At 70.4% G+C, this 14,143-nt stretch carries 12 protein-coding genes; 11 read left to right on the plus strand and 1 reads right to left on the minus strand.

Annotated elements, in window-relative coordinates; all coding sequences use genetic code 11:
* Positions 1-13: 13 nt before the first annotated feature.
* Positions 14-1,186, minus strand: coding sequence for a M15 family metallopeptidase (locus D456_RS0106635; protein ID WP_017575381.1), 1,173 nt, complete (start codon positions 1,184-1,186; stop codon positions 14-16).
* 713 nt (positions 1,187-1,899) lie between these two features.
* Between D456_RS0106635 and D456_RS0106640 the strand changes: the two genes are divergently transcribed.
* The 11 genes from D456_RS0106640 (at position 1,900) to pdxS (ending at position 13,954) form a co-directional block, all read left to right on the plus strand.
* Positions 1,900-5,034 carry a sensor histidine kinase gene (locus D456_RS0106640; RefSeq protein WP_017575382.1) on the plus strand — a complete coding sequence of 1,045 codons (3,135 nt, stop codon included), beginning with the start codon at positions 1,900-1,902 and terminating at the stop codon, positions 5,032-5,034.
* Between the two features lie 232 nt (positions 5,035-5,266).
* Positions 5,267-5,668, plus strand: a complete 402-nt coding sequence (locus D456_RS0106645) for a roadblock/LC7 domain-containing protein (RefSeq protein WP_017575383.1) — start codon at positions 5,267-5,269, stop codon at positions 5,666-5,668.
* A gap of 20 nt (positions 5,669-5,688) precedes the next feature.
* Positions 5,689-6,186 carry a DUF742 domain-containing protein gene (locus D456_RS0106650; protein ID WP_230479832.1) on the plus strand — a complete coding sequence of 166 codons (498 nt, stop codon included), beginning with the start codon at positions 5,689-5,691 and terminating at the stop codon, positions 6,184-6,186.
* Positions 6,187-6,220: 34 nt separating this feature from the next.
* Positions 6,221-6,814, plus strand: a complete 594-nt coding sequence (locus D456_RS0106655) for a GTP-binding protein (RefSeq protein ID WP_017575386.1) — start codon at positions 6,221-6,223, stop codon at positions 6,812-6,814.
* Between the two features lie 147 nt (positions 6,815-6,961).
* Positions 6,962-8,632: a DUF885 domain-containing protein gene (locus D456_RS0106660; RefSeq protein ID WP_017575387.1), complete on the plus strand. Its 1,671-nt coding sequence runs from the start codon at positions 6,962-6,964 to the stop codon at positions 8,630-8,632.
* 117 nt (positions 8,633-8,749) lie between these two features.
* Positions 8,750-9,322 (plus strand): HIT family protein, encoded by a 573-nt coding sequence (locus tag D456_RS0106665; protein WP_017575388.1) that lies wholly within the window; start codon positions 8,750-8,752, stop codon positions 9,320-9,322.
* A gap of 101 nt (positions 9,323-9,423) precedes the next feature.
* Positions 9,424-10,050: a phosphatidylinositol phosphate synthase gene (pgsA, locus tag D456_RS0106670; protein WP_017575389.1), complete on the plus strand. Its 627-nt coding sequence runs from the start codon at positions 9,424-9,426 to the stop codon at positions 10,048-10,050.
* 27 nt (positions 10,051-10,077) lie between these two features.
* On the plus strand, positions 10,078-11,055 hold the full coding sequence (locus D456_RS0106675) for a phosphatidylinositol mannoside acyltransferase (protein ID WP_017575390.1): 978 nt from the start codon (positions 10,078-10,080) through the stop codon (positions 11,053-11,055).
* Positions 11,052-12,335 (plus strand): glycosyltransferase family 4 protein, encoded by a 1,284-nt coding sequence (locus D456_RS0106680; RefSeq protein ID WP_017575391.1) that lies wholly within the window; start codon positions 11,052-11,054, stop codon positions 12,333-12,335. The genes D456_RS0106675 and D456_RS0106680 overlap by 4 nt, the downstream gene beginning before the upstream one ends.
* Before the next feature lie 26 nt (positions 12,336-12,361).
* A complete protein-coding gene (locus D456_RS23760) occupies positions 12,362-12,949 on the plus strand; it encodes a hypothetical protein (protein WP_017575392.1) in 588 nt (195 codons plus the stop codon).
* Between the two features lie 93 nt (positions 12,950-13,042).
* Positions 13,043-13,954 (plus strand): pyridoxal 5'-phosphate synthase lyase subunit PdxS, encoded by a 912-nt coding sequence (pdxS, locus tag D456_RS0106690; RefSeq protein ID WP_026115637.1) that lies wholly within the window; start codon positions 13,043-13,045, stop codon positions 13,952-13,954.
* Positions 13,955-14,143: the final 189 nt, after the last annotated feature.

The raw sequence follows: 14,143 nt of genomic DNA on the forward strand, positions 1-14,143 counted from the left end.
GGAACGGCCGGTCTCACCCCTCGTACTCCCAGTGCCAGGGCTCGAACCCGCCGCGGGCCCACTCGGGGTTGCCCCAGCCGTGGCCGGGGGCGTTGTCGAGCATCCACTCGTGCTCGGCGGTCCCGATCTGTTCGACGCCCCCGCACAGGTCCACCGCCACCCCGAGCCCGTGCCGGCTGGTGCCTGGTTCGGCGGCCATGCCCGGGTTCATTTCCTGGAACAGGCGGACCTGCTCGTGGTACGGGCGGTAGGAGTCGGTGACACACATGGGACGGCCGAACTCGGCGTGGAAGCCGGCATCGAGTTCCATGAAGGCCACGGCGGCGTCGGCGCGCAGTTTCTCGCCGGCCTGGGGCAGCGGGCACAGGGCCGCGTCGGGGAACCGGCCGTTGTCGAGATCCGCGGCCCCGGCCGACTCGCACCCGTGTCCGTCGCTGTGAACGGTTGAGAGCGTTCCGCCGTCCCCGGGTCTCTGCGCGGAGCGGGCCTCGTCCAGAGCGTTCTCGCGGGCCCGGTCGTCGGCCCCGGGATCGCGTCCCTCCGCCAGGTGCCGCTCCAACCGGGTCTGTTCGGCCCTGAGCTCCTGAGCGCGCTCCTCCTGTTCCCGGACGGCCTTCTCAGCGCGTGTGCGGGCGCTGTCGGCCTCCTCGGCCGCTTTCTCCTGGGCGGTCTCGGCGCTCGCGGCGGCCGATGCCAGGGTCCGGGAGACCTCCTGGGCGGCCTCGGACCGGTCCAGCTCGTCGGAACGGTGCCCGCCGAGAAGGTTCAGGTAGGAGCCGCGCTCGAGTACCTCGGCCGGGCCACGGGGGCCGGTCCACGCGTGTACGGCGCTCAGGTCGCTGCCCTTGTAGGCGGCCGCTGCCTGGCGCGCGGCGAACAGGCGGGTCCGTTCGAAGTTCTCGGCGGCCGACCCGGCCCGGCTCTCGGCGCTCTCGCGGCGTTCGGTGGCCTCCTCCAACTGCTCCTGTTCGACCATGTACTCCTCGATGAGTCCGGCTGCCTCCTCGCGGGACTCATCGAGCTGCGTGTTCAGTTCGGCCAGTTCCACGCGTACCTCGGCGAGGTCGGACCCGGCGCCCGCCTCGGTGCCGGTCCCTCCGTCCGGGGGAGCGGCGGTCGCCCCGGCGGCCGGAGCAGGGGGAGCGGGGGAGAGGAGCAGGGCCGCGGCCATGACGAAAGGGGCCACAACTGTGACCGAAAAGGCGCACCCTGCGGGGGACACGAACAGACCGAAAATGCCACTGTGAGAAGCGCGTTTTTCACTTTCCGTAGCCAGAAGTGGACATAGTGACGGACGCATCTTTGCTCCCAGATCGGGGCTGCGTATACGTCTTGTCACGATGTCATGTCGGCGGGTGTGCTCAAGGGAGGTACTCGGTGTGTCCAAAAAGTTACCTATGCGCAAGGTTCTTTTCGGACATGTATCCTGACCAGGAAAACTGGTCATAATGTCGTCAAGCAGGGCATGATGAGCGCTTCGTGGCGAGCGAGGGCGCGTCCGGAGGCCACAGAACGGCCGAAGCGAGGCCTTCTCCCGCATTGGTACGCTGTGCACCGCATGAGCGCCGATGTCCGTAAACGGTGCGATGCTCATCTCCCCCAGGCGAGTCCGGTGGACAGTCTTCACATCTCCCCACATTCCACACCGCTTTCCGGTCTGGTGGGCCACGTGGCCGAACCGATGCCTCTGAGCCGGTATCGGCCCGAGCGGTAGGTAGCTCCCGGTGTTCCACAACCGCGCTCAAGCGGTGACACGAAAGGTTGCGAGGGTCCGTGTCGACACGAGCGACGAAGAACGGGGCCGGCGCGAAGAGCGAGGCAGCGCAGGCCGAAACTGCCGATGCCCCGCAGCGTCCGACCCAATGGTGGCGGCCGAGTAACTGGCGGGTTCGCTCGCGCTTGGTGGCCCTCATCGTCATCCCCACCGCGGTCGCCCTGGTGTTAGGCGGGTTGCGGGTCTATGAGGGTGCGGTCGCCACTGTGACCCACGCCCACATCGTGGACCGGGCCGAGATCGGTGTCCTCACCGTGCAGTTGGCCAACCAGCTCGGGCTGGAGCGCAGCGTCAGCGCCGTCTACATCTCCGACGACGCCGACCCGGACGAGCGCTCGTCCGATATGCGCCAGGCCATGGAGGAGGAGCGTGACAACTCCCGCGACCTCCTCAACACCCTGAACGCCAGGTTGGACGAGATGGGCGAGGCCGACGGCGAACTCGCCCAGAACCGCCTCCAAGCGATGCAGAACCAGCTCGAGAGCCTGGACTCGCTACGCACCGAGGTCGACAGCACGCGTATCACCGTGCTGCCCGTCGTGACCAAGTACCGCACCATCACGCGTGCGATGGCCGACTTCAACCAGACCATCGCCGACGAGACGGAGGACACCGACCTGCGCGAGAGCGTGCGTGCGCTGACAGCGCTGTCCAACGCGCGCGACCAGCTCTCCTACGAGTCCGCGCTCATGGCGCACTCCCTGGCGCGCAACTCGATGAGCGGCGGTATCTCCGAGGCCATCGACTCCAGCCGCGCCCGGTACGAGAGCGAGATCGCCAACTTCACCCAGGCCGCCTCGACGGACCAGCGCACGGTCTTCGACGAGAACTTCACCGGCCTCGAGGTCAGCCAGGTCTCCACCATGCGCATGCGTGTGATGTACCGCGCCGAGCGCGGGGACGACCTGACCGGTGTGACCGCCAACGACGGTCCCGAGGACTACCAGGAGACCGCCAACACTGCCCTGGACCGCCTCCAGTCGGTCGAGGAGGAGGTTGCCGAGGGCGTGGCCGCCGACTCCGAGAACCTGCGCGATGCCGCCATGGGCCGAGCCCTCCTCGACACCGTCGTGGTCGCGGCCCTGCTCCTGGCAGTCTTCCTGCTCACCTCCCTGGTGGTGCGCTCCCTGGTGCGCCCGCTGCGCACCCTGGAGGACGGTGCCCGCCGCGTCGCCGAACGCGACCTGCCCGACTCCATCACCCGGATGCAGGAGGGCGGTACCTCGCCCGACGCCCCGGTCAAGGTCGACCCCATCGAGGTCCACAGCCAGGACGAGATCGGCGAGGTCGCCCGCGCCTTCGACGACGTCCACCGGGTGGCCCTGACACTGGCCTCCGACGAAGCGGCCCTGCGCAGCAACGTCAACGCGATGTTCGTCAACCTCTCGCGCCGGAGCCAGACCCTGGTCGAGCGCCAACTGCGGCTCATCGACGGCCTGGAGCAGTCCGAGCAGGACTCCGACCGCCTCTCGGACCTGTTCCAGCTCGACCACCTGGCCACGCGTATGCGCCGTAACAACGAGAACCTCCTCGTTCTGTCCGGCCAGGACAACACCCGCAAGTGGGCACAGCCCGTACCGCTGGTCGACGTCCTGCGGGGCGCCATCTCCGAGGTCGAGCAGTACGACCGCGTCAACGTGCGTGCCCCCTCCCACATCTCGGTGCTGGGCCGCCCGGTCAACGACGTCATCCACCTCGTCGCCGAGCTGGTGGAGAACGCCACGGCCTTCTCCCCGCACGACACTGAGGTCCTGGTCAACGCCAAGACCCTCGACAGCGGCGCCGTCCGCGTCGACGTCACCGACAGCGGTATCGGCATGGCGGCCGACGAACTCGCTGCGGTCAACGCCCGTCTGGCCGCTCCGCCGGTCATCGACGTCGCGGTCTCGCGCCGCATGGGCCTGTTCGTGGTCTCGCGCCTGGCCCACCGCCACGGCATCCGGCTCGAACTCAGCGAGGCGCACGGCGGCGGAACCACCGCCGGCATCCTGTTCCCGCCGGACCTGCTCATCACCCCGGTCGACGGCCAGAACGCCCTCGGTGACGGCGGCGCACGTCCGGAACTCACCGCGGGCGCCCCGGACACCTTCGCCGAGGCGGAGGCGGCCTTCGCCGCCACCCCGGCCGCGGAGGAGCCCGACCCCTGGCAGGCCCAGGATGGCGGTGAGAGCTCGGGCGACTTCAGTGGTCTGCCCAAGCGCAACCCCGGCAGCAACCGTGCCGACGAGCACCCGCCCAGCGGCCAGGACCTGTGGAACACCGGCGGCAACGCCCCGGAGGAACCCGAACAGCCCACCTGGGAGACCACACGCGGCAGCGGTGCCACCAGCGCCGTGGACCCGCAGCAGGACCAGAGCATCGTCGACCCCTACGACTACGGTGTCGAGGAGGACGACAGCCGGCAGGAGAGCGCCGGGGGCAGTCTGTTCGATCCGCCCAAGCGCCGCGGCCACGGCGGCGGAGGACACGACAACCCCGTGGACTCCGGCACGTTCCGCCGGGTCGAGGAGGCCGGCGCGTTCGGCTCCGACGGTGACACCTACGACGCGTTCGGCGGTCCGAGCCGCTCCGGACCGGACCACCGGGACACCGGGTCCCACCAGAGGCCCGAGCCCTCCACCGAGGGGTTCCCGGCCGTCTCCGGCCGGGAGACCCCCGAGCAGCAGACACCGCAGTACCAGCAGCCGCCCCAGGAGGCCCCGCAGGCCGACCAGAGCGCCCGCGACGGTTACGGCTCCACCGCCTACCTCTCCCGCCGCTACGGAGGGGCCCAGAGCGCCGACAGCACCGTCGTGCCGCCCAGCCCGGGCGGGCAGGGGGTCGACGACTCGCTGCCGATCTTCGACGCCATCGAGTCCAACTGGTTCAAGCGCCGTACCGGCGGACCGACCGTGGACGCGACCGAGACCGGGCCGATGCCCCAGGTCGACCCCGTCGCCGAGGAGAAGCTTCCCGAGAGTCCCCCTGCCCCTGAAACAACACAGGCCGGTCCGGAATCGGAACAGGAGTGGAACTCCGCGGCCGACCGCGGATGGCAGGCAGCGCGTACCGCGGCCGAGCCTCTCGCGGGCGGGCTCACGACCTCGGGCTTGCCAAAACGCGTTCCTAAGGCAAACCTGGTGCCGGGGACCGCTCCGAAACCGGAGAACGTCCGGCAAGTGCCCACACGTAGCGCAGACCGGGTCCGTAGCCGCTTCTCCGGGTTCCAACGCGGGGTTCGGGAAGGCCGTAACCGGATCGACGAGGGGCCGCAAGAGTGACGTTCGTGTCAACAGGTGGGCCGGGGTCCCCCGCACTCCCGGAAGCCGGATGCAATAGCATCTACCGAGTTTCTCGGATGCGTGACACCCGTCGCTCTACGAGAACCGGACACCAGACTCCCGGTCCCCGCGAGGGAGGGGCCGGGCTGTTCGCAGGGGCAGTGCTGTCACATGCCGTGCCGGCGGTAGCAGTGCCGAAGAGACCAGCCGGCGAACTTGGACAGGAGATCAGATGAGTCGACAGGTCAACGAGCTCAACTGGTTGATCACTGACTTTGCCGATCGGGTCCCGGATGTCGCCCACGCGATCGTCGTCTCCTCTGACGGCCTTCCGCTGGCGTCCTCTGCGGGGTTCCCGGCCGACCGGGCGGACCAGCTGGCGGCTATCGCCTCCGGCCTGTCCAGCCTCACACAAGGGGCGGCCCGGGTGTTCGAAGGTGGAGCGGTGGCCCAGACCGTCGTCGAGATGGAACGTGGGCTGATGCTCATCATGGCCATCAGTGACGGTTCCACTCTCGCGGTCCTCGCGGCCGCGGAGAGCGACCTGGGTCTGGTCGCGTACGAGATGACCCTGCTCGTCGAGCGGGCGGGGCGGGCGCTGACACCAACGGCGCGCACCTCGGGAATCCACTGATCCACCACCGACAGGAGGAAGTGGTGGCACCTCACAGTAGAGATGCCGGGAGCGCCTCGTGGTTCGGGCAACAGCCGGGCAACCCCCCCACTGGCGGGGGAACGCCGTCTGGCCCGAGCGGCGGAGATGTTCCTCGACCAATCCAACAACAGTACGATCAAAGTTCCGCGCAGGCCGGTTCCCCCAGTTCGCTGGTACGCCCCTACGCGGTCACCAAGGGCCGTACCAAGCCGAAGTCGCAGCTTCCGCTGGAGGCGCTGATCTCGGCGACCGCGACAGCCCGCAACGAGTCTGGGACGCTGACGCCCGAGTGGCAGGCGATCAGCGACCTGTGCAGCGAGTGGCGCTCCATCGCGGAGATCTCCGCGTTGCTGCGTATGCCGCTCGGTGTTGCACGGGTGCTTGTGGCGGACATGTCCGAGCAGGGACTGGTCCAGGTCAGGACCTCGCTCAACAACGACGCCCGTCCCAACACCAACCTGCTTGAAAGGGTGCTCAGTGGACTTCGCAAGCTCTAGCCCAGCCGAGGAAGGCGGTGCTGGGGGGAACGCGATGACGTCGGTCAAGATCGTCGTCGCCGGGGGCTTCGGTGTCGGGAAAACGACATTCGTTGGCTCCGTCTCCGAGATCGTGCCGCTGACCACCGAAGCGGTCATGACCAGCGCCAGTGTCGGTGTGGACGATCTGCAGAAGACACCGGACAAGCAGACCACGACCGTCGCCATGGACTTCGGCCGAGTCTCTCTCGACTCGGACCTGATCCTGTACCTGTTCGGCACCCCCGGCCAGCACCGGTTCTGGTTCATGTGGGACGACCTGGTCAAGGGCGCCATCGGCGCCGTCGTCCTGGTCGACACCCGCCGTCTCGCCGACTGCTTCCCCGCGATCGACTACTTCGAAGAGGCGCGTCTGCCCTTCATCGTGGCGATCAACGGTTTCGACGGCTACTACCCCCATGCGGCCGACGAGGTCCGGGACGCGCTCACGCTCAGCCCCGAGATCCCCATCGTCCAGGTCGACGCCCGGGACAAGGGCTCGACCAAATCGACGCTCATCACTCTCGTCGAGCACGCCATCAGCATCGGGGACCCCGAGGGGGCTGCAGGGCAGCCCACCTCCACCGGCGGCCAGAGCTCCTGGCGCTGACCGGGGACGGTCTCCTCGGAGCGTGCCGACACGGGGACCGGGCCGGGTCCCGAGAGGGAGGCGGCCCGGTTTCCGCATGCCCGGAACCGGACTCACCACCCTGGCATCATGGGTGGTATGAGCCCTTCCCCAGACGATGCACGAGCCATGACCCTGCGCTTTCGTGAGGTCGCCGAAAGAGTGGTCGACGCCCTTCTCGAAGCTTCGCCCGAATGGGCGCTCGACGAGGGCGACACCCGCGGCGCCCACCGTCTGACCGACCACTCCGCCGAGGCCGACGTGCAGCGCACCGCGATGCTCACCGACGCCCTCGGTTCCCTCGACGAGATCGACCCCGACCTGATCCCCCCGCGCGACCTGGTCGATCTGGAGGTCCTGCGCACCAAGATCAGCGCGGATCTGTGGCACACCACCGAACTACGGCCCCACACGTGGGACCCCCTCGTGTACGCCCCGGGCGAGGCCCTGCTGCCCCTGGTCGAGCGTGAGGTCCTGCCGCTGCCCGAACGCCTGTCCGCCCTCACCTCCCGCTGTTCCGCCCTGCCCGAGCACCTGGCCACCGCACGCACCCGCCTGTCGGAAGGGCCGGGGATGCCGCGTGTGCACGTGGAGACCGCTCTGGGGCAGCTGGCAGGGGACCGTCACCTGCTCACCCATGACGTGCCCGCTCTGGCCGGACGCGACCCCGAGGCCGGCCCTCCCCTGGAGGAGGCCGCACGCAAGGCCCTGGACGCCCTGGAGGAGCATGAGTCGTGGCTGCGCACCGAGCTGGAGTTCGCCACCGCCGACCCCCGGCTGGGAGCCCGCGACTTCGCTGCCCAGCTCTGGTACGCCCTCGACTCCGAACTCTCGCCCGAAGCCCTGCTCGTGCGGGCCGAGAGCGATCTGCTGGCCACCGAGGAGGCCATGGCCGACGCCGCCGCCGAGTACGAGGGGCAGCCGCGCAGGCCCGGACAGGTCGCCGGGGTCCTGGCGGCCCTGGCCGACGACCACCCCGTCACCGGCCAGGATCTGCGCACCACCGGGGAGCAGGCCCTGGAACACCTGTACCGGCGCACCCGTGAGAGCGGCATCGCCACCGTGTACGAGGACCCCGTCCGTGTCGTGCCCATGCCCGAATCGCGCCGCGGCGTAGCCGTCGCCTACTGCCGGCCGCCCGGACCCCTGGACCCGAACGCGAACGAGCTGCCGACCTTCATCGCCGTCTCCCCGCCGCCCGAGGAATGGTCCGAGGAACGACGGAACTCCTTCCTGCGCGAGTACAACGGCGCCATGCTGCGCAACCTCATGGTCCACGAGGGCATGCCCGGCCACGCGCTGCAATTGGCCCACGCCGCCCGCCACGAGGGCCCCACCCGTGTCGGCAAACTCTTCATGAGCGGCACCTTCGTCGAGGGGTGGGCGGTCCACGCGGAGGATGCCATGGCCCGGCACGGCTGGAGCGGGACCGATGACGAACAGGGCCGCCGCCAGGACCTGGCCCTGCGCCTGGTCCGGCTCAAGACCCGCCTGCGCATGATCCTCAACGCGATCCTCGACGTGCGGGTGCACACCGGCGACATCACCGAGGACGAGGCGCTGACCCTGTTGACCGAGCGCGGCCACCAGGAGGAGGGCGAAGCCGTGGGCAAGTGGCGCCGTGCCCAGCTCACCAGCGCCCAGTTGTCCACCTACTACGTCGGCCACACCGAGATGGCGGCCATCGCGCGCGACCTCGCCGAGGCCCGCCCCGAGCTGTCCGAACGCGAGCTCCACGACCTCATGCTCGCCCACGGCTCACCACCGCCGCGCCACCTGCGCACGCTCCTGGAACTGTGAGAGCGGTACCGGACGGACCGTGTGCCACGCGCCCGTCCGGTGCCGTCAGCGCCGGTACACTCCTATGCTGGATCGCAGAGCAACTGACCGGAACGGCCGACCAGAGACGGATCCACCATGCGCGGTGACAACGACCCCGAAGAGGCACAGCAACAACCGCCCGGGGTCGGAACCGGCAGCCCCGACGGCTGGGAACGCTTGTGGACCCCCCACCGCATGGCCTACATCAAGGGCGAGGGCAGGCCGACCGGTCCCGATGCCGGTCAGGACTGCCCGTTCTGCCGCGCCCCCGGACTCAGCGACCCCGAGGGACTCCTCGTCGCCCGGGGGGAGCACACCTACGCGGTGCTCAACCTCTACCCCTACAACAGCGGGCACCTGCTCGTGTGCCCCTACCGCCACGTCTCGGAGTACACCTCGTTGACCGGCGAGGAGACCGCCGAACTCGCCCAGCTCACCCAGGACGGCATCCGTGCCCTCACCGAGGCCTACGGTCCGCACGGCTTCAACGTCGGTATGAACCTCGGTACGGTGGCCGGAGCGGGCATCGCCGCGCATCTGCACCAGCACATCGTGCCCCGCTGGGGCGGGGACACCAACTTCATGCCCGTCATCGGGCACACCAAGGTCCTGCCCGAGATGCTGCGGCAGACGAGGGAGAAACTGGCCGAGCACTGGCCGCCGCGGTAGGCCAGACCACGCCCGCGCCACCCCCGCCGGGCCCGGTTCCCCACCCAGGGACCGTTTCCACCCTACGATCGCAAGAAGACATGCTGAGAATCCTTCGCCCCATGGTCTCCCGGGTCACCGCTCCGCTCGGCCGGAGTCTGGCCCGCATCGGCCTCACGCCGAACATCGTCACCATCATCGGCGCCACGGGTGTCATCGTGAGCGCCCTGTACTTCTACCCCCGCGGCCACCTCTACGCCGGAACGGTGGTCATCACCGTCTTCGCGCTCTTCGACATGCTCGACGGAGCCGTCGCACGGGCCAAGGGCAGCGCCAGCGAGTTCGGTGCCTTCCTCGACTCCAGCGTGGACCGCATCGCCGATGCAGCGCTCTTCGCCGGGCTCATGTGGTGGTTCGTCGCCGACGGGGACGAACCCCTGCTCGCCGGGCTCACCCTCTTCTGCCTCATCAGCGGCTTCATGGTCTCCTATCTCAAGGCGCGGGCCGAGGGGCTGGGCGTCAACTGCGACGTGGGTGTGGCCGAACGGACCGAACGCCTGGTCGTGGCCCTGCTGTCCGTCGGCCTCGGCGGTCTGGGTGTGCCCTACGTGCTCGCCGGCGGACTCTGGCTCCTGGCCGGTATGAGCCTGCTGACGATCCTGCAGCGGCTCGTGGAGACCCGTACGCGCCTGGAGGCCCGCAACGGCGAGGGGCACGGAACCCAGGGCGACACCGCCCGAGAGGCCTGAACACACGCCGAGGACGGGGAGCACGAGGTGGACGAACGTACGGCCGATCTGGCCTACGCCGCGGGGTGGGCGATGCTGCGCCGCTCGCCCGACCGGGCGGGGCGGGCGCTGTTCCGCAGGCTGGCCGACCGGTCGTGGTGTGCCCGTGACGGGGGCACCCGCGGACTCGAACGCAACCTGCGCCGCCTGCTCGGGCCCGCAGGAACCGATGCCCAACTGCGGGCGCTGTCCAAGGCCGGGATGCGCTCCTACATGCGCTACTTCTACGAGATGTTCCGCCTGCCCGCGATGGGGCGCGAGTACGTCCTCTCACACACCCGCGCCACCGGCGTCGACGCGCTGCAGGAGCACGTACGTTCCGGCCGCGGGGTCGTCGCGGCCCTGCCGCACATGGGCAACTGGGACCACGCCGGCGCCTGGATCACCATGCAGGGCACCCCGCTGACCACCGTGGCCCAGCGGCTGAACCCCGAGTCGCTCTTCCAACGCTTCACCGCCTACCGGGAGTCCCTGGGCATGGAGGTGCTGCCGTTGACCGGAGGGTCGGCCACCGTGGGCACCCTCGCCCGGCGCCTGCGCGAGGGCGGGCTCGTGTGCCTGCTCGCCGACCGCGACATCAACGGCACCGGGGTCGAGGTCGACTTCTTCGGGGAGAAGGCACGTATGCCCTCCGGTCCTGCGGCGCTGGCACTCAACACCGGTGCCGCGCTCATGCCGGTATCCCTCTGGTACGACGGACCGTACTGGAACATCCGCGTGCACGAGGAGATCCCCGTCGCACCCGGCCTCTCCCGTACCCACCGCATCCACGGCACCACTCAGGCGCTGGCCAGGGTCTTCGAGGGGGCCATCGCCGAACACCCCGAGGACTGGCACATGCTGCAGACCGTTTTCAGCGCAGACCACGACGAGGACCGGGCCCGCCGCCGCGAGCGGGAGAACAGGGCGATGCTCCGGGCCCTCGCACCCGACCGGGGCCGCGAGCACGCAGGGCGGTCCGGGTGAGTCTGCGGATCGGTCTGGTCTGCCCCTACGCCTGGGACGTGCCCGGAGGGGTCCAGCAGCACGTGGGCGACCTGGCGCGGGCACTGGCCGCCACGGGCCACCACGTGTCCGTGCTCGCCCCCGTCGGCGACCCCGGCGCCGACCTTCCCGAGTACCTGGTGCCGGCCGGCCGTCCCGTTCCGGTTCCCTACAACGGGTCGGTGGCCCGGCTCAGTTTCGGACCGCGCACCGTACGGAGGGTACGGCGCTGGATCGCCACCGGCGATTTCGACCTCCTGCACATCCACGAACCCTCCGCGCCCAGTACCTCGTTGCTGGCCTGTTGGGCCGCCGAAGGGCCCATGGTGGCCACCTTCCACACCGCCAACCCGCGTTCACGGGCGATGGCGGCCGGTTCGGGCGCACTGCGCTCGGCCATGGAGAAGATCCACGGGCGCATCGCCGTCTCCCAGGCGGCCCGCCGCACACTGGTCGAACACATCGGCGGTGATGCCGTGCTCATCCCCAACGGGGTGGACACGGCCGCCTTCGCCGAGGCCGAGCCGCTCCCGGGGTGGCCCGGGCCGGGCGGTGCCCTGGGTTTCCTCGGCCGGGTCGACGAGCCCCGCAAGGGTCTGGCCACCCTCATGGAGGCCTTCACCCTCCTGGCCCCCGACCACCCCGGGCTCCGGGTGCTGGTCGCGGGACCCGGCGATCCCGGGCCCGCACTGGAAGCGGTCCCCGAACACCTGCGCGAGAAGGTCGTGTGTCTGGGGCGGTTGGACGAGACCGACCGTGTGCGCGCCTTCCACTCCGCGGACCTCTTCTGCGCCCCGAACCTGGGCGGGGAGAGCTTCGGCATGGTCCTGACCGAGGCGATGGCGGCGGGGGCCACGATCGCCGCCAGTGACATCCCCGCGTTCGAGGCCGTGCTCGACGGCGGGCGTGCCGGACAGCTGTTCGCGACGGGCGACGCGGCCGACCTCGCCCGACGGGCCGCCGACCTGCTGGCCGCCCCCGAGCGCCGAGCACGTCTGGCCGAGGCCGCCCGAGAGGCGGCCCTGCCCTACGACTGGGGCACCGTGGCCGCCGACGTGGTGCGGGTGTACGAGACCGTGCTGCACGGCGAGGGACCGGAGGGCCGGGACAGGGTCCGTGTCGCCTCCGGTCCGAGCCCGGCCGCACTGCTCCGGCGCGGTGCGGGCCCCAGGCCCGGTACCCCCCGCCGGGGCCGGGCCGGTGCCGGACGAGGACGGCGCGGCCCCTACGGGCGCGCCGGGGGACGGGGTGAGCGTTTCTGAGCGGGGACACCGCACTCCTGGCCCTGGTGGCCGTGCTGACGCTCGCCCTGGTACTCACCGGTTTCTATCTCTCCTGGCGGATCACCCGCTTGGACCGGCTCCACCACCGGGTCGAGACCTCCTGGGCCGCCTTGGACGCCGCGCTGCTGCGGCGCGGCGCGGCCGTGTTCGCCCTGGTGGCCGCCGACGTGCTCGACCGGCAGGCCTCCCGGGACCTGGCCGGGGCCGCCACCGCAGCGCGACGGGCGTCCCCGGACGAACGCGAGTTCCTGGAGAGCCGTCTGTCGCACGTGGTGCGTACGGAGCTGGAACGCTCCGACCTGCCCGTACAGGCCGTTTCCTCGGTCGAGGAGATCACCGAGGCGGCCAAGGGGGTGCACATGGCCCGCACCTTCCACAACGACGCCGTCGCCGAGACACGTCGGGCCCGGCGTTCGCGGCTGGTGCGCGGTCTGTACCTGGCGGGGCACGCGACCCTGCCTGAATTCTTCGATATGGACGACCACCCGCCCCGCCCCGACGGTCTCCGGTACCGGCCGGCACCGCACCCGGAGAAGGGTGTTACTGGCAGAAATGCCGAACCGGACGACAACGGTGGCAGAACGGGTGACTAGTGTGGACCGCTGGTAGACCCGGGACCGGGCCACGAGGTGGACCCGTGTGTTTGCCCGGGCCCACTGTCGACGAAGAGACGGGATCCCATGACCGTGGCCGAGAACGCAACCAACACGACCGGAGACGCCCCCGACACCCGGAGCGCCGGGCGGGGCATGGCGGAGCAGCTCAGGAACGGCGTCATCATGGACGTGGTCACCCCTGAGCAGGCCCGTATCGCTGAGGACGCCGGGGCAGTGGCCGTGATGGCCCTCGAGCGCGTGCCCGCCGACATCCGCAAGGACGGCGGTGTCGTCAGGATGTCCGACCCCGACATGATCGACGGCATCGTCTCGGCGGTCTCCGTCCCGGTCATGGCCAAGGCCCGCATCGGCCATTTCGTCGAGGCCCAGGTCCTGGAGTCCCTCGGTGTCGACTTCGTCGACGAGTCCGAGGTCCTCACCCCCGCCGACGAGGTCAACCACATCGACAAGTGGGCCTTCACCGTGCCCTTCGTCTGCGGGGCCACCAACCTCGGAGAGGCCCTGCGCCGCATCGCCGAGGGCGCTGCCATGATCCGCTCCAAGGGCGAGGCCGGTACCGGCAACGTCGTGGAGGCCACCCGGCACATGCGCGCCATCAGCTCCGACATCAGGCGCCTGGGCACCCTCGACGCGGCCGAGCTCTTCGGGGCCGCCAAGGAGCTGCGTGCCCCGCACCACCTGGTCGCCGAGGTCGCCCGCACCGGCCGACTGCCCGTGCCCCTGTTCTCCGCCGGAGGAGTGGCCACCCCGGCCGACGCCGCGCTCATGCGCAGGCTCGGCGCGGAGAGTGTCTTCGTCGGGTCGGGCATCTTCAAGTCCGGTGACCCCGCCAAGCGCGCCGACGCCATCGTGCAGGCCACACGCAACTACGAGGACCCCGCCGTCATCGCCCGTGTCTCCCGCGGCCTGGGCGATGCGATGGTCGGGATCAACGTCGAGGAGCTGCCCGAGACCGAGCGTTACGCCGGTCGCGGCTGGTGAGGACAGCGGCCCCGGGCCCCGCACCGCCGGTGTGAGGGGCGGACCGCCGGTCCGGGGCGCTCCGGCCCTCGGCCACGGTCGGTCCGAGCCGCTGCCCGGGGGCACCGGGGTACCGGTTCCCGGCACCCGAGCCGGAATGATCCTCCCGGCCGGCCGCGTTGCCCGGGGGGCCCAGGTGCCGCTGTGCTC

The organism is Nocardiopsis kunsanensis DSM 44524 (assembly GCF_000340965.1).
In the GTDB taxonomy this organism is placed as follows: Bacteria; Actinomycetota; Actinomycetes; order Streptosporangiales; family Streptosporangiaceae; genus Nocardiopsis; species Nocardiopsis kunsanensis.